Genomic DNA, 15,146 nt, shown 5'->3' with positions numbered 1-15,146 from the left:
CGCGTCCGCCCGGTCAGGGGCCGCCCGCCAGGTCGCGGGCGAGCCTGGCCAGGGCGCGGCGGTCGGCCGGGCCCTCCGTCGGGATCGGCGGCAGGACGCTGATCTCGGCGGTCAGGCCGGCCGCCGTCACCACCCGCCACAGCGAGGCGACGAGCGGATCGTCGCCGACGAACGCGGCCGCGCCGGTGTGTTCCGGCGGGGCCGGTCCCCGGTGGCCGGCCGGGTGGCCGCCCGCCGGGGGCCGGCCGGCGCTCCCGGCCGGTGCGGTGCGATAGGTGATGCGTACCGGGCGGACCGCGGCCCCGGCGTCGATCGCCGCCTGGAAGGCGGCGGGCGAGAACCGGCCGCCCGGTCCGTGCCCGCACCATGTGGTGCCCTCCGGGAAGACGACCACGCGCGACCCGCCGCGCAGGGCCGCCGCGATGTCGCGCACGGTCGTGGGCAGGGCGCGCAGCCGGTCGCGTTCCACGAAGAGCGTGCCGCCGAGGGCGGCGAGCGGGCCGAGCAGTGGCCAGTCGCGTATCTCGCGCTTGGCCAGCATCCGGCCGGGGAACACCGCCGCGACGAGCGGGATGTCCAGCCAGGAGATGTGGTTGGCGACGACGAGCGTGCCCGGTGGGGCGGGTGCCGCGCCGGGCGGCCCCGGTGGGCGGGGCCGCCCGGCGGCCGGTCGTGACGGTTCCGGGGCCGGGGTGTCGGGGGCCTTTTCTCCGGTGGGTTCCGGCGGGCCGGTGATCCGTACGCGTACCCCGAAGGCGCGCACGACGCCGTAGGCCCAGTGCCGGATCAGCCACTGCCGCCGGGCCGGGCCGAGCATCAGCGCGAAGGGGGCTGCGAGCGCCCCGGCCAGGATGACGGCGCCCCCGGTGAGCAGCAGGCCGGCGGCGGCCGGGCGACCGCGGGTGCGGCCGTGGTGGGTGGCGCAGTCGCCCGGGGTGCAGGGCGCGGCGGGCAGCCAGGGGTTCATCGCAGCGGGGCGAGGGCGAGGAAGTGGCGCAGGTAGCGCGGGTCGGTGCGGCGCAGTGACAGCAGCACGTACAGGTCGGCGACGTCGAAGTCGGGGTCGTGGGCGGGCGCCCCGCACACCTGGGCGCCCAGCCGCAGGTAGCCGCGGAGCAGCGGGGGGAGCGTGGCGAGCCCGGTGCGCACGGGTCCCTCCGTCCCGGTGGGCCGCCAGAGGCGGTGGGGGGTGACCCAGTGGTCCTCGGGGGCCAGGTACTTGGTCCGTACGGTCTCCCAGGCCCCGGCCGCCGTCGCACCCCCGTCGGAGAGGGGGATGGAGCAGCAGCCGGCCAGCCAGTTGTGGCCGGTGCGTTCCATGTAGCGGGCGAGCCCGGCCCAGACCAGTGCGATGACGGCGCCGTCGCGGTGGGCCGGGTGGACGCAGGACCGGCCGACCTCGACCAGGTCGTCGCGGATCGGGGCGAGCCGGCCGAGGTCGAACTCGCCCTCGGCGTAGAGGCGTCCGGCGGCCCGGGCCCGGGCGGGCGGCAGCAGACGGTAGGTGGCGACGACCTCTCCGGTGGCTTCCTCGCGCACCAGCAGATGGTCGCAGTGGGCATCGAACTCGTCGCTGTCCAGGCCGGGTTCGGGCCCATCCAGCCTGGCGCCGAGCTCACCGGCGAAGACCAGGTGGCGCAGCCGCTGGGCGGCCCGGACCTCCTCCCGGCCGGTCGCGAGGGACACCCGGTAGCGGGGCGGGTGGGGAGTGGCGGCGGGAGCGGTGGTGGGGGCGACGGGCTGCGCGGGAACGGTGGGGGCGACGGGGAGCGGGGTGACGGGCAGCGCGTTCATGACGGTCTCCGGGAACGGATCGGCAAGGGCGGCCGCCGGGCCGTCGCGCTGCGGCGAAGGCCCGGCACCCCTACTTCTTCCGTGACCGGCTGGATTCGACATGACCGCCATGGAGCGCCGGGATGTGCGAAGTCTGAATCCCGAGGGTGTCCGGAAGCGGTCGTGCCCCGGCGGCCGTGCTGCCGCGCGGCGGCCCGCGCGGTCAGCTGCCCGCGAGCCTGGAGGTGATCTTCTCCGAGGCGGCCCTGGCCTCCTGCTCCGGGTCGCCGCCCTCCAGCACGGCCGTCATGTACGGCTTGATCGGGTTGTCGGCCTCGACGTCCGCCCACTGCGGGGAGTTGGGGGTGGCGCGTCCCCTCGTGGCGCCCCTGGCCATGGCCGCGGTGCCTTCCTGGCCCACGAGGACCCGGGCGAGGTCGGGCTTGTTGGGCACGTAGCTCATGGTCCTGGCGAGCTCTTCCTGCCACTTGCGGCCCGCCAGCGCCTTGACCACCTCGATGCCCGCGGACCGCTGGTCGGCGTTGTCCGGCACGATCAGGTCGGATCCGCCGATGAAGACGGAGCCGGGCTCTTTCGCGGTCTTGCCCGGGATCGGGAAGTAGCCCAGTTTTCCCTTGAGTTCGGGGTTCTTCTTCTCGATCTGGGCGACGGTTCCGGGTACCGAAATGATCTGCGCGACATTGCCCTTGGCGAACACGTCGGCCTGCGGGGGCTTTTCCTCGTCCGCGTTCTTGGGTCCGTCGCCGAGCGCCTGGAGTTCCTTGTAGAAGTTCATCCCCCGCAGCGCTTCGGGGCTGTTCAGGGCACCGGCCCAGTTCCCGCCCCGCTCCTCGGCGAGTTCGCCTCCCTCGTCCCAGATGAATCCGGCGAGGACGTACCAGTTCTGACCGGCGAGGTAGATTCCCTGATTTCCGGCGCGGTCGAGCCGCTCGCTGTCCTCGATCCACTCGTCCCGGGTCTTCGGCGGGTTCTTTATTCCGGCCTGCTCGAAGAGTTCCTTGTTGTAGATCACCACTCGGTTGGCCGCGTACCAGGGGATCCCGTACTGGATTCCGTCGATGCTGCCCGGCTCGGCGAGGCCGGGGAGCCAGTCCTCGCTGCCGAGGTCCCGTACGGACTCCAGGGTGAGGTCGCGCAGACCGCCGCTCTCCGCGTACTGGGCGACCTGGGTGTTCCCGACCTCGATGACGTCCGGGGCGTCCTTGCTCCTGAGGGCCGCGGTGACCTTCGGGCCGATTCCGCTCCAGCTCTGGAACTTGAACTCCAGTTCCACGGAGGGGTGATCCTTCTGGTACTCCTCCGTGAAGCGCTTCAGGAAATCGTCGGAAACACTGTCCTTCATCAGCCAGATCGTGACCTTCTTGCTGCCGGATGCCTCCTCCCCCGAAAGGATTCCGCATCCGCTCAGCGCAAAGGCGGAAACGAGCGCGACGGCTCCGACGAGTACGCGGTTCTTCACCAGGTTCACCTTCTGCGAAACGGCACGACAAAATTCAGGACCCGGTGTGGGGGACTGCGGGCTGTGCTCGCACGGGTGTGGCTGGATTTTGGTATGGACCAATACTTTGGTCAAGGTCCGTTCACGGGACATTACGCTCCCCGACCCCTCGCGCCCCCGGCCCGGGTGGGGCACCGTGGTAGGAACGAAAGGGGACATAGGATGTCGAACAACGTCTATCGGGTCACCGAAATCGTGGGAACCTCACATGAGGGCGTCGACGACGCCATCCGCAGGGGCGTCGCAAGAGCCTCTGAAACGTTGCACAATCTCGACTGGTTCGAGATCACCCAGGTACGCGGCGAGATCAAGGACGGCCGGATCGAGCACTACCAGGTGGGGCTGAAGGTCGGCTTCCGGCTCGACGAGACGGGCTGACCGCACCGTCACTCCCCGTCACCCGTCGCCCGCCCACCGGCGGCGCCGGTTCGGCCCACGCGCCGTCACGCCGTCCCGTGCCCGGCCGGGCACGGGACGGGCCGGTTCCGCCGCCCGGCTCAGGTGCGGCCCTCGCGCTCCTGCGCGTCCCCCATCGCGGGCGACACCGTCGCCCAGCGGGCCCGCACCACGGGGAATCCGGCCCGCTCGGCGGCGTCGCAGACCAGCTCGTCGTCGTCGACCAGCATCCGCACCTCACGCTCCCGGCCCAGTCGCCGGAGCGTTTCCAGTTTGGTCTGCCGGGCGGGCCTGCGGTCGCCGTCGCGGCGCATGTACAGCCGCCCCTCGGGCAAACCGTGCTCCGCCAGCCACGCCACCGTGTCCCGGCGACACCGCTCGGGCCGGCCGGTGAGGTACCTGATCTCGCACTCCTCGGCGCTGCTCAGGGCCAGCCGTACGCCCTCGGCCAGGGGCAGGTCGTCGACGGCCGCGGAGAAGAAGCGGTTCCAGTCGCGCCGGCGGCCTTCCAGGTGGTGCTGCCGGTGGGTGCTGTCCGCGAGCGTGCCGTCCAAGTCGAATACGGCCAGGGGCCGGTGGTCGCCTCTCATGCCCTCAGCACATCAGACGAGCGCGACCACCAGAAGCACCAGGACCACCACCCCGGCCACCACCGCGGCGACCCGCAGCGACCGGCGCCGGGACCAGACCGGGAGCACCTGCGGACCGTCGGGCCCGGGAAAGACGTAGAAGACGTGGTCCGGGTCGTCCGGGAGCTCGACGGCCGCCAGCGGCAGCCAGCCGATCTCGACGCGCCGGGCGACCTCCCGCCGCGCGGGCGCGAGGGCCTCTTCGACGGCCCGTACGTGGGCGGGGTCCAGGCCGTCGGGGAGCGGGGCGCCGGCCGAGGTCAGGGTGGCTCTCTCCCACGCGCCGGCCCGTCCGGTCTGCTGCCGCACGCGCAGCGGCGGCGCCGGGTCCGGGAGCTTCAACGGGCTCCACTCGGGGGCCTGCCGGACCGATCCCGCCGTCCACAGCGTGACCAGGCCCGTCCCCTCGCACGGGGCGTGCTCCGTCGACCGCTCGCCCCCGCAGGCCGGGCAGTCCCTGAAGCCGGTGTCGTCGCACCGCGGGCAGGCGCGGGTGCCCCGCCCCCGGCATTCCGGACAGGCGGTGCGCGGTTTGCCGCACTTCAGACAGGTGGCGCGCCCCCGGGAGTTGCGCTCCCGCGCCGGGCCGGATGCCCCAGGGTCCTTGCGGCGCTCCCCCGTGCCGTCGCACCAGGTACAGGGCTCAACCCCCTCGCAGGCCGGGCACATCGGGCCGGTTTCGCAGGGCAGTTTCCCCTTGGCCCGGCAGCGCGCGCACGGCTTGCGTCCCTTGTCGCAGCCGCAGTCCACCGTCTTCCCCGAACCGCGGAGCACCAGTTCCACCGTCCGCGTCCGGGCCGGGTCCTTCGGCGGTTCGACCGGATGGTCGTGCAGATCGCCCTCGTACGCAGGCAATTCCGATATGTCGTATCTGCCGGGTCTGCTCTCCGACCGGGTGGTGCGGCTCTCCATGGAGCGGACGATGCGCAGGTCGAGCATGGGGAGCCGGGCGATGTCGGCACCGGTCCGGCGCAACTGCGGGCCCCGGCCGGGTCCGCCCAGATGCCGGGCGACCGCTTCGAGGATGTCGTCCTCGGACAGTGAGTCGGCCATGACGGCGCTTCCACCTCCCCGGTAGGCGCGCCCGCGCGCAGAACGCAGCGTACGGGCGGTGCCGTCGGGGGCTCAAGAGGGCCGTACGGTGTACCCCACACCGTTCCGGGAGTCCGCAACACGGCGCGTGCGCGCCCGCGGAGGGACGATCATGTCCTCGCGTTCCGCCGGGGTGGCAAAAAGTTGTACAGGATGCGCGTGGAACGAGAAGCGTTTGTAAAGCTATATTCAGGTTTGTGGCATCCAACGTTAACGGTGTGAAGCGAATACTCCTGCGCTCGGGGAAGAGTCCCTACGACGCCGTCCCTGTCGAGCGCGCCCTCCATGAGGACGTGTTCGCCACCAACTCGGGCAATCTGATCTTCAGCGACGCCGCTCACAAGATCCTGGAGACGCCACGTTCCGAGGTGGTGTCGAACGGCATCGCCACCCGGGTCGCCGACGCCGGCCGGATCAACGAGGAGTACGACGTCTTCGTCGTCCCGCTCGCCAACGCCTTCCGGCCCTCCTTCGAGCGCCAGCTGGAGCGGCTGACCCAGCTCATATCGAAGCTGAAGATACCCGTCGTGGTCCCCGGCGTCGGCGCCCAGACCGGCGTCACCTACTCCGCGGACCGGCTGAAGCCCATGCAGCCCACGGTCTACGCGTTCGTCTCCGCCGTGCTCGAACACAGCGCCTCCATCGGGGTGCGCGGGGAGTTCACCGAGCGGTACCTGCGGGACATGGGTTTCCGGGACGTGGACGTCATCGGCTGCCCCTCGATGTTCCTGCACGGCGCCGCCCTCACCATCCGGGAGGGCGGCGGACCGCTCGGGCCCGGATCGCGCATCGCCGTCAACGGATCGCACGACGCGGTGCGCAAGCACAAGCTCGGGCAGATCATCAACCGCACCCACGCGCACTACCCCCACCTCCGCTTCATCGGCCAGAACATCTCCGAGGCGCGGCAGCTGCACTGGCGCGACATGTCCCACCCGAACGCCGCGCTCACCACCATCCCCACCCACCCCGACCACCCCATGTACGGGGAGGACAAGGTCCGGGTCTACATCGACCCGACCACCTGGATGGAGGATCTGCGGGGCTTCGACTTCTCCTTCGGCTCCCGGATCCACGGCAACATCGCGGCGCTCCTGGCCGGCACGCCGGCCACCGTGCTCTGCGGCGACTCCCGGACGCTGGAGCTGTGCCGCTACTTCGAGATCCCGCACCGGACGCTCTCCGAGGTCCCGGCCCACCTCGACCCCGCCGACCTCCACGCCGAGGCGGACTTCGGGCCACTGATGCGCGGTCACCGGGAGCGGTTCGACCGGTTCACGAACTTCCTCGACAAGAACGGCCTGGAGAACACCTTCACCCACGGCGACGGCGGTGCCGCCTTCGGGGCGAGGATGAGCAAGCTGGCCTTCCCGCCGGGCGTCCGGCCCTGGACCGGTGCGGACGCCGCCGAGACGGCGACACGGATGAACTGGCTCCAGTCCCAGCTGACCGAGCTCGCCGCCGAGAACACCCGGCTCCAGCGGAAGCTCTCGAAGACCTCCCTGCTGCCCGCCCAGCGCTCCACGTACCAGCGCGCCCGCAGCGCCGTGGGACGGCCCCTCAAGCGCGCGCTGCGCCCCTCCCGCTGAGAACCCGGTGACGGGCCGGTCCGGACGGGACCGGCCCCGCGACAGCAGCCTTCCCCCGCCGCGGGTGCCCGGCGCGCCCTCCGCCGCCGGTGCCCGCGTACGACGCCCCGCGGACGAACGGCGAACGACACCCCCTGCCGGGTACGCCCTAGAATCGGAGTGTTTGCCCCGGACCACCGGAGCCGCACCGATCCCCACGGAGAGCCGCGCGCATGTCCACTCCCCACGATCCGTACGTCCGGGTGCGCGGCGCCCGCGAGCACAACCTCCAGGACGTCTCGGTCGACATCCCGCGCGACACCCTGACCGTGTTCACCGGCGTCTCGGGGTCCGGGAAGTCCTCCCTCGCGTTCGGCACGATCTACGCCGAGGCCCAGCGCCGCTACTTCGAGTCCGTCGCCCCGTACGCCCGCCGGCTGATCCACCAGGTCGGCGCGCCCGCGGTCGGGGAGGTCACCGGCCTGCCGCCCGCCGTCTCGCTGGAGCAGCGGCGTTCGGCGCCCGGCGCCCGTTCGTCCGTGGGGACGGTCACGACGCTCTCCAACTCCCTGCGCATGCTGTTCTCACGGGCCGGGGACTATCCGGCCGGTGCCGAACGGCTCGACTCCGACGCCTTCTCGCCGAACACGGCGGCCGGGGCCTGCCCGGAGTGCCACGGCCTCGGCCGGGTCCACCGCACCACCGAGGAACTGCTCGTCCCCGACCCCTCGCTGTCGATCCGGGAGGGGGCGATCGCCGCCTGGCCGGGGGCGTGGCAGGGCAAGAACCTGCGCGACGTGCTGGACGCGCTGGGCCACGACGTCGACCGCCCGTGGCGCGAGCTCGACGCCGGGGAGCGGGAGTGGATCCTGTTCACCGACGAGCAGCCGGTGGTGACGGTGCATCCGGTGCGGGAGGCCGGGCGCATCCAACGCCCGTACCAGGGCACGTACATGAGTGCCCGCCGCTATGTGATGCACACGTTCGCCGACTCCAGGAGCCGCACCCTGCGGGCCAGGGCCGAGCGGTTCCTCACCAGTGCCCGCTGCCCGGTGTGCGAGGGGGGCCGGCTGCGTCCGGAGGCACTGGCCGTCACCTTCGCCGGCCGGACGATCGCGGAGCTGGCCGGGCTGCCGCTCACCTCGCTGGCCGAACTGCTGCGCACGGCGGGCGGCGACGAAGCGGCGCGGGTGCTGACGGCGGATCTGCTCGCCCGGATCGGGACGGTCACCGAGCTGGGTCTCGGCTACCTCAGTCTCGACCGCACGGCCCCGACCCTGTCGTCCGGCGAGCTGCAACGGCTGCGCCTCGCCACACAGTTGCGTTCCGGTCTGTTCGGCGTCGTCTACGTGCTGGACGAGCCCTCGGCCGGTCTGCACCCGGCGGACACCCGGTCGCTGCTCGGGGTGCTCGGCCGACTGAAGGACGCCGGGAACTCGGTCTTCGTCGTGGAGCACCAGATGGACGTGGTGCGCCGGGCGGACTGGCTGGTCGACGTGGGGCCGCTGGCCGGTGAGCACGGGGGCCGGGTGCTGCACAGCGGTCCCCCGGCCGGGCTGGCGAACGTGCCCGAGTCGGCCACCCGGCGTTTTCTGTTCGGCGAGGGGCCCGCCCCGGCTCGGGAGGTGCGCGCGCCCACGGGCTGGCTGCGGCTGAACGGGGTGGAGCGGCACAACGTGCGGGGCGTGGACGCCACGTTCCCGCTGGGGGTGTTCACCGCCGTCACGGGCGTCTCGGGGTCGGGGAAGTCGACCCTGGTCGGCCAGGTCCTGGCCGGGGCCCTCGCCGACCGGCAGGCCGCCGGGGCCGCGGACGTGCCCGTGGAGCACCCCGTGCCCGGGTGCGCGTCGGCGCTGGGGCTGGAGGCGGTGGACCGCCTAGTCCAGGTCGACCAGAAGCCGATCGGCCGCACGCCCCGGTCCAACCTGGCCACGTACACCGGGCTCTTCGACGTCGTGCGGAAACTGTTCGCCGGAACGGACACGGCCCGCGAGCGCGGGTACCGGGCCGGGCGGTTCTCCTTCAACGTGGCGGGCGGGCGGTGCGAGACCTGCCAGGGCGAGGGCTTCGTCTCCGTGGAGCTGCTCTTCCTTCCCAGCACGTACGCGCCCTGCCCGGACTGCCACGGCGCGCGGTACAACCCGCAGACCCTGGAGGTGACCCTGCGCGGGCTCGACATCGCGCAGGTGCTGGACCTCACGGTGGAGTCGGCGGCGGGTTTCTTCGCGGACACCCCGGCCGCCGCTCGCAGCCTGCGGACGCTGCTCGACGTCGGGCTCGGCTATCTGCGGCTCGGCCAGCCCGCGACGGAGCTGTCCGGCGGCGAGGCCCAGCGGATCAAGCTCGCCGCCGAGCTCCAGCGCACCCGCCGGGGCCACACCCTGTATCTGCTGGACGAGCCGACGACCGGGCTGCACCCCGCCGATGTCGAGGTGCTGACGCGGCAGTTGCACGGTCTGGTCGACGCGGGCGACACGGTCGTGGTCGTGGAGCACGACATGGCGGTGGTGGCGGGCGCCGACTGGGTGATCGACCTCGGCCCCGGCGGCGGCGACCGGGGCGGCCGGATCGTGGCCGCGGGAACGCCCGCCGAGGTGGCGCGGGCGGCGGACAGCCGTACGGCCGCCTATCTCGGCGCGCACCTCGGTCCGCCCTGACACCCTCTGCCGCCAACTCGCCTTCCCCCACGACGAGTTGCCGCATCGGGTAAGCAATGGGAAAGGAAACGGCAAAGAACATTGACCACGAGTTGGTCCAGACCAATCATGGGCATGCCTCACGACCGCTGCTCGCCGTGCGGCATGTGACCCCGGCCGGGACTCACAGGAACGGGCCGCGCCCCAGCACCGGGCGCGGCAGAGCCGTGCGATCCGCCCGTTGCCTCACCCCGCTGGGAGCACCCCATGAGACGTCCAAGAGCACTCGGCGCAGTCCTGAGTGCCGTGGCGACGACCGTCGCGTCCGCCGGCCTGATCCTCGGATCGGGCACCGGCGCCCAGGCCGCCGCGACCGCCGCCACTCCCCTGCCGGCCCATGTCTTCGCCCCGTACTTCGAGTCGTGGAACGGCGACAGCCCGGCCGCGCTCTCGCAGGCGTCCGGCGCCAAGTACCTGACCATGGCCTTCCTCCAGACGGAGGCCCGCGGTTCCTGCACCCCCTACTGGAACGGCGATTCGAGCACCCCCGTCGCCCCGTCCGTGTTCGGCGCCGACTTCACCACCATGCGGTCGCGCGGCGGTGACGTGATCCCCTCGTTCGGCGGCTACACGGCCGACAACGGCGGCACCGAGATCGCCGACAGCTGTACGAGCGTCGACTCCATCGCGGCGGCGTACGAGAAGGTCATCACGACCTACGACGTGTCCCGTCTCGACATGGACATCGAGGACAACTCGCTGGAGAACGGCGCCGGGATCGACCGCCGCAACAAGGCCATCAAGAAGGTGCAGGACTGGGCCGCGGCCAACGGCCGTCCGTTGCAGATCTCCTACACCCTGCCCACCACCACGAGCGGCCTCGCCGACAGCGGTCTGGCGGTGCTGGAGAACGCCGTGGCCAACGGCGCGAAGGTCGACGTCGTGAACCTGATGACGTTCGACTACTACGACGGCGCCCCCCACAACATGGCGCAGGACACCAAGACGGCGATCAGCGGCCTCAAGGACCAGCTCGCCGGTCTGTACCCGTCGAGGACCGACGCACAGCTGTGGGGCATGACCGGCATCATCGAGATGCCGGGCATCGACGACTACGGCCCCGCCGAGACGTTCACCACGGCCGACGCCCCGGTGGTCTACGACTGGGCCGTCTCCAAGGGCGTCAGCACCCTGTCGTTCTGGGCGCTCCAGCGCGACAACGGGGGCTGCCCCGGCACCGGCGGCAACGACACCTGTTCCGGCATCGTCCAGGACACCTGGTACTTCAGCCACACCTTCGCACCCTTCACCGGCGGCTCCGGTCCGGTGACGGACGACTACTCGGTGGCCGTCGCGCCCGCCTCGGCCTCGGTCGCGCCGGGCGGTTCCGTCACGGCGGACGTGAGGACCGCGGTGACCTCCGGCAGCGCGAGGACCGTGGCGCTGACGGTGTCCGGGGCGCCCGCCGGTGTCACGGCGACGCTCGCCCCGGCATCGGTCACCGCCGGGGGCACGTCGAAGCTGACGGTGTCCGCCGCGGAGTCGGCCGCGCCGGGAACGTACCGGCTCACGGTGACGGGTGCCTCGGGGACGCTCGCCCACTCGGCGGTCCTCACCCTGACCGTGTCGGGTCCGGGCGGCGGCACCGGGGTCCTGGTCAACGGCGACTTCGAGAGCGGTTCGCCGAGCCCCTGGACCTGTGAGGCGGGCGGCGCGGTCGTCTCCACCCCGGTGCACGGCGGTTCGCACGCGCTGGCCGTGGCGGCCACCGCCTCGCAGACCGGCGAGTGCGCGCAGAGCCTCACCCTGTCCCCCAACACCCGCTACACGCTGAGCGGTTGGGTGCAGGGGAACTACGGGTACCTCGGGGTGCGCGGGGACGCGACCGCGAGCGTCTGGGGTTCGTCGAGCGGGTACGCGAAGCAGTCGGTGACCTTCACCACCGGCTCGACCGGGGCGGTGACCGTCTACCTGCACGGCTGGTACGGGCAGGGCACGGTCCACGCGGACGACCTCACCGTGACGTCCTGATCCGTTCCGGACGCGACGAGGTCCCGGTCCCGGGGGCGGGCGGCCCCCGGGACCGGGACCTCGTGGTCCGCGCCGGTCAGCGGCGCACCTTGCGGGTGGCCCGCAGCCATTCCTTGTTCATGGCCGAGATCGAGGGCAGCGGGATGCCCTTCGGGCAGGCGGTGGCGCACTCCCCGGTGAGGGTGCAGCCGCCGAAGCCCTCGCTGTCCATCTGGCCGACCATGTCGAGGACCCGGGTCTCGCGCTCCGGGGCGCCCTGCGGCAGCACGTTGAGATGGTTGATCTTCGCCGAGGTGAAGAGCATCGCCGAACCGTTGGGGCAGGCGGCGACGCAGGCTCCGCAGCCGATGCACTCGGCGTGCTCGAAGGCGAAGTCGGCGTCCGGCTTGGGCACCGGGGTGGCGTGCGCCTCGGGGGCGGTGCCGGTCGGGGCGGAGATGTAGCCGCCCGCCTGGATGATCCGGTCGAAGGCCGAGCGGTCCACGACCAGGTCCTTGACGACCGGGAAGGCGGAGGCGCGCCACGGTTCGATGTCGATCGTGTCGCCGTCCTCGAAGGAACGCATGTGGAGCTGGCAGGTGGTGGTGCGCTCGGGCCCATGGGCGTCGCCGTTGATGACGAGGCTGCAGGCCCCGCAGATGCCCTCGCGGCAGTCGTGGTCGAAGGCGACCGGGTCGTCGCCGGCGAGGATGAGTTCCTCGTTGAGGGTGTCGAGCATCTCCAGGAACGACATGTCCTGCGAGATACCGTCCACCTCGTAGGTGGACATGGCGCCGGGGGCGTCGGCGTTCTTCTGGCGCCAGACGCGCAGGGTGAGCTTCATGCGTAGCTCCGCTGGGTGGGGTGGACGTACTCGAAGACGAGGTCTTCCTTGTGCAGGACGGGGGCCTCGCCGGTGCCGGAGAACTCCCAGGCGGCGGCGTAGGAGAACTCCTCGTCCCGGCGGGCGGCCTCGCCGTCCGGGGTCTGCGACTCCTCGCGGAAGTGGCCGCCGCAGGACTCGGCGCGGTGCAGTGCGTCGAGGCACATGAGCTCGGCCAGTTCCAGGTAGTCGACGATGCGGTTGGCCTTCTCCAGGGACTGGTTGAACTCCTCGCCGGTGCCGGGGACCTTGATGCGGTGCCAGAACTCCTCGCGGATCTGCGGGATGCGTTCCAGCGCCTTGCGCAGCCCCTCCTCGGTGCGGGCCATTCCGCAGTACTCCCACATGAGTTCGCCGATCTCGCGGTGGAAGGAGTCGGGGGTGCGGTCGCCGTCGATGGAGAGCAGCAGGTTGAGCCGGTCCTCGGTGTCGGCGACGGCCTCCTGCACGGCCGGGTGCGAGGCGTCGACCTCGTCGCGGTGCGGATGGCGGGCCAGGTAGTCGTTGATGGTCGAGGGCAGGACGAAGTAGCCGTCGGCGAGGCCCTGCATCAGCGCGGAGGCGCCGAGCCGGTTGGCGCCGTGGTCGGAGAAGTTGGCCTCGCCGATCGCGAAGAGGCCGGGGATCGTGGTCTGGAGGTCGTAGTCGACCCAGAGGCCGCCCATCGTGTAGTGCACGGCGGGGTAGATCCGCATCGGGGTCTCGTAGGGGTTCTCCGCGGTGATCCGCGCGTACATGTCGAAGAGGTTGCCGTACCGCTCCTCGACCTTGTCCCGGCCCATGCGCTCGATGGCCTCGGCGAAGTCCAGGTAGACGCCCTGGCCGCCGGGGCCGACGCCGCGGCCCTCGTCGCAGACGTTCTTGGCGGCGCGGGAGGCGATGTCGCGGGGCACGAGGTTGCCGAAGGAGGGGTAGAGGCGCTCCAGGTAGTAGTCGCGCTCGTCCTCGGGGATCTCGTTCGCGGGGCGGGTGTCGCCCTTGGCCTTCGGCACCCAGATCCGGCCGTCGTTGCGCAGCGACTCGCTCATCAGCGTCAGCTTGGACTGGTGGTCGCCGGTGCGCGGGATGCAGGTGGGGTGGATCTGGGTGAAGCAGGGGTTGGCGAAGTACGCGCCGCGGCGGTGGGCCCGCCAGACGGCGGTGGCGTTGGAGTTCATGGCGTTCGTCGACAGGTAGAAGACGTTGCCGTAGCCGCCGCTGGCCAGGACGACCGCGTCGGCGAAGTGGGTGTCGATCCTCCCGGTGACCAGGTCGCGGGCGACGATGCCGCGGGCCTTTCCGTCGACGACGATCAGGTCGAGCATCTCGGTGCGGGCGTGCAGTTCGACGTTGCCCGCGGCGATCTGCCTGGACAGCGCCTGGTAGGCGCCGAGGAGCAGCTGCTGTCCGGTCTGGCCGCGGGCGTAGAAGGTGCGGGAGACCTGGACGCCGCCGAAGGACCGGTTGTCGAGGAGGCCACCGTACTCGCGGGCGAAGGGGACCCCCTGGGCGACGCACTGGTCGATGATCTCGACGGAGATCTGGGCGAGCCGGTGGACGTTGGACTCGCGGGCGCGGAAGTCGCCGCCCTTGACCGTGTCGTAGAAGAGGCGGTGGATGGAGTCGCCGTCGTTGCGGTAGTTCTTCGCGGCGTTGATGCCGCCCTGGGCGGCGACGGAGTGGGCGCGGCGGGGCGAGTCCTGGAAGCAGAACTGGACGACGTGGTAGCCCTGTTCGGCCAGGGTCGCGCCGGCCGATCCGCCGGCCAGGCCGGTGCCGACGACGATGACGGTGTGCTTGCGACGGTTGGCCGGGTTGACCAGCTTGGCCTGGAAACGGCGGGTGTCCCAGCGTTCGGCGACGGGGCCGGCGGGGGCCTTGGCGTCGACGACGGGCGCGCCCGTCTCGTAGTGCGTGTAGTCGGTCATGTCAGCTCACGACTCCGGTCATGACGGCGACGGGTACGGAGATGAAGCCCAGCGTCAGTACCAGCGCGAGGACGTTGGCCAGGGCCTTGAGGGCCCGGTCGCGGGCCGCGTTGCCCGCGCCGAGGGTCTGGGCGGCGCTCCAGAAGCCGTGCCGGACGTGGAACCCGAGGGCGAGCACGGCGGCGATGTAGACCGTGTTGCCGTACCAGGTGGAGAAGGTGTCGACGACGTTCTGGTACGGGTGTCCGGGCTGGAAGCCGCCGGGGTGCGCGGTGCCCGTCGTCAGGTCGAGGATGTGCCAGACGATGAACAGGCCGAGGATGATCCCGCCCCAGCGCATGGTGCGGGTGGCGTAGCCGGCGCGCGGCCTGCGGTGCACGTACTTGGCGGGGCGCGCCCTGATGTCGCGGCGGCTCAGCTGGTACGCGGAGACGGCGTGCAGCACCACGGCGGCGACGAGCACCAGACGGACGATCCACAGGGCCCACTCGTAGTGCAGGAAGGGCTCGCCCAGGGTCCGCAGCCAGTGCGCGTAGTGGTTGAACTCGTCGGCCCCGAAGAAGATCTTCAGGTTGCCGAGCATGTGGACGACCAGGTACATGAGCATGACCAGGCCGCTCACTGCCATGACCGTCTTCTTGCCGACGGACGAGTCCCAGATCGTGCGCGTCATGGACGGCCGTCGGTCCGTCCGGGTTGCCAATGCCATGAACACGACGCTAGGGCCGAAGGG

General features: G+C 71.7%; 12 protein-coding genes. 4 read left to right on the top strand and 8 right to left on the bottom strand.

Translation table 11 applies throughout. The features are described from left to right. Nucleotides 1-13: 13 nt before the first annotated feature. The 3 genes from ACFYW1_RS13795 to ACFYW1_RS13785 form a co-directional block, all read right to left on the bottom strand. Entirely contained in the window at nt 14-967 is a 954-nt protein-coding gene (locus ACFYW1_RS13795) for a lysophospholipid acyltransferase family protein (RefSeq protein WP_388991197.1), read from the bottom strand. After that, nucleotides 964-1,794, bottom strand: coding sequence for a GNAT family N-acetyltransferase (locus ACFYW1_RS13790; protein WP_388991195.1), 831 nt, complete (start codon nt 1,792-1,794; stop codon nt 964-966). Before ACFYW1_RS13790 ends, ACFYW1_RS13795 begins: the two co-directional genes overlap by 4 nt. Nucleotides 1,795-1,996: 202 nt before the next feature. After that, nucleotides 1,997-3,253, bottom strand: a complete 1,257-nt coding sequence (locus ACFYW1_RS13785) for an extracellular solute-binding protein (RefSeq protein WP_388991193.1) — start codon at nt 3,251-3,253, stop codon at nt 1,997-1,999. A 201-nt stretch (nt 3,254-3,454) separates the two neighbouring features. Between ACFYW1_RS13785 and ACFYW1_RS13780 the strand changes: the two genes are divergently transcribed. Continuing rightward, on the top strand, nt 3,455-3,670 hold the full coding sequence (locus ACFYW1_RS13780; RefSeq protein WP_388991191.1) for a dodecin: 216 nt from the start codon (nt 3,455-3,457) through the stop codon (nt 3,668-3,670). 119 nt (nt 3,671-3,789) lie between these two features. Here the strand turns inward: ACFYW1_RS13780 and ACFYW1_RS13775 are convergent, their stop codons facing one another. Then, nucleotides 3,790-4,278 carry a hypothetical protein gene (locus tag ACFYW1_RS13775; protein WP_388991189.1) on the bottom strand — a complete coding sequence of 163 codons (489 nt, stop codon included), beginning with the start codon at nt 4,276-4,278 and terminating at the stop codon, nt 3,790-3,792. 12 nt (nt 4,279-4,290) lie between these two features. Next, nucleotides 4,291-5,370 (bottom strand): hypothetical protein, encoded by a 1,080-nt coding sequence (locus ACFYW1_RS13770; protein ID WP_388991187.1) that lies wholly within the window; start codon nt 5,368-5,370, stop codon nt 4,291-4,293. A 236-nt stretch (nt 5,371-5,606) separates the two neighbouring features. Here ACFYW1_RS13770 and ACFYW1_RS13765 point away from each other — a divergent pair, with 236 nt between their 5' ends. From ACFYW1_RS13765 to ACFYW1_RS13755, 3 genes are all read left to right on the top strand, one after another. Beyond that, on the top strand, nt 5,607-6,998 hold the full coding sequence (locus tag ACFYW1_RS13765) for a polysaccharide pyruvyl transferase family protein (RefSeq protein ID WP_388991185.1): 1,392 nt from the start codon (nt 5,607-5,609) through the stop codon (nt 6,996-6,998). 212 nt (nt 6,999-7,210) lie between these two features. Beyond that, the gene (gene uvrA / locus ACFYW1_RS13760; RefSeq protein ID WP_388991183.1) at nt 7,211-9,634 is read left to right on the top strand and encodes an excinuclease ABC subunit UvrA; all 2,424 of its coding nucleotides are present in this window, start codon (nt 7,211-7,213) and stop codon (nt 9,632-9,634) included. A 246-nt stretch (nt 9,635-9,880) separates the two neighbouring features. Beyond that, on the top strand, nt 9,881-11,644 hold the full coding sequence (locus ACFYW1_RS13755; RefSeq protein ID WP_388991181.1) for a glycosyl hydrolase family 18 protein: 1,764 nt from the start codon (nt 9,881-9,883) through the stop codon (nt 11,642-11,644). A gap of 76 nt (nt 11,645-11,720) precedes the next feature. Here ACFYW1_RS13755 and ACFYW1_RS13750 read toward each other — a convergent pair whose 3' ends face one another. The 3 genes from ACFYW1_RS13750 to ACFYW1_RS13740 are packed head-to-tail and all read right to left on the bottom strand — an operon-like array spanning nt 11,721 to nt 15,122. Beyond that, nucleotides 11,721-12,467: a succinate dehydrogenase/fumarate reductase iron-sulfur subunit gene (locus ACFYW1_RS13750; protein ID WP_072488934.1), complete on the bottom strand. Its 747-nt coding sequence runs from the start codon at nt 12,465-12,467 to the stop codon at nt 11,721-11,723. After that, nucleotides 12,464-14,413, bottom strand: coding sequence for a fumarate reductase/succinate dehydrogenase flavoprotein subunit (locus ACFYW1_RS13745; RefSeq protein WP_388991178.1), 1,950 nt, complete (start codon nt 14,411-14,413; stop codon nt 12,464-12,466). The genes ACFYW1_RS13750 and ACFYW1_RS13745 overlap by 4 nt, the downstream gene beginning before the upstream one ends. A gap of 1 nt (nt 14,414) precedes the next feature. Next, nucleotides 14,415-15,122 carry a succinate dehydrogenase gene (locus ACFYW1_RS13740; RefSeq protein WP_388991176.1) on the bottom strand — a complete coding sequence of 236 codons (708 nt, stop codon included), beginning with the start codon at nt 15,120-15,122 and terminating at the stop codon, nt 14,415-14,417. Nucleotides 15,123-15,146: the final 24 nt, after the last annotated feature.

The organism is Streptomyces sp. NPDC002669 (genome assembly GCF_042889165.1).
GTDB lineage: Bacteria > Actinomycetota > Actinomycetes > Streptomycetales > Streptomycetaceae > Streptomyces.
Note: the sequence above shows the minus strand (reverse complement) of the source record. Positions and strands in the feature narration are given on the sequence as shown.

Coding starts and splice junctions, on each gene's coding strand:
- ACFYW1_RS13795 (WP_388991197.1), bottom strand. CDS start 967: ATGAACCCCTGGCTGCCCGCCGCGCCCTGCACCCCGGGCGACTGCGCC.
- ACFYW1_RS13790 (WP_388991195.1), bottom strand. CDS start 1,794: ATGAACGCGCTGCCCGTCACCCCGCTCCCCGTCGCCCCCACCGTTCCC.
- ACFYW1_RS13780 (WP_388991191.1), top strand. CDS start 3,455: ATGTCGAACAACGTCTATCGGGTCACCGAAATCGTGGGAACCTCACAT.
- ACFYW1_RS13775 (WP_388991189.1), bottom strand. CDS start 4,278: ATGAGAGGCGACCACCGGCCCCTGGCCGTATTCGACTTGGACGGCACG.
- ACFYW1_RS13770 (WP_388991187.1), bottom strand. CDS start 5,370: ATGGCCGACTCACTGTCCGAGGACGACATCCTCGAAGCGGTCGCCCGG.
- uvrA (WP_388991183.1), top strand. CDS start 7,211: ATGTCCACTCCCCACGATCCGTACGTCCGGGTGCGCGGCGCCCGCGAG.
- ACFYW1_RS13755 (WP_388991181.1), top strand. CDS start 9,881: ATGAGACGTCCAAGAGCACTCGGCGCAGTCCTGAGTGCCGTGGCGACG.
- ACFYW1_RS13750 (WP_072488934.1), bottom strand. CDS start 12,467: ATGAAGCTCACCCTGCGCGTCTGGCGCCAGAAGAACGCCGACGCCCCC.
- ACFYW1_RS13745 (WP_388991178.1), bottom strand. CDS start 14,413: ATGACCGACTACACGCACTACGAGACGGGCGCGCCCGTCGTCGACGCC.
- ACFYW1_RS13740 (WP_388991176.1), bottom strand. CDS start 15,122: ATGGCATTGGCAACCCGGACGGACCGACGGCCGTCCATGACGCGCACG.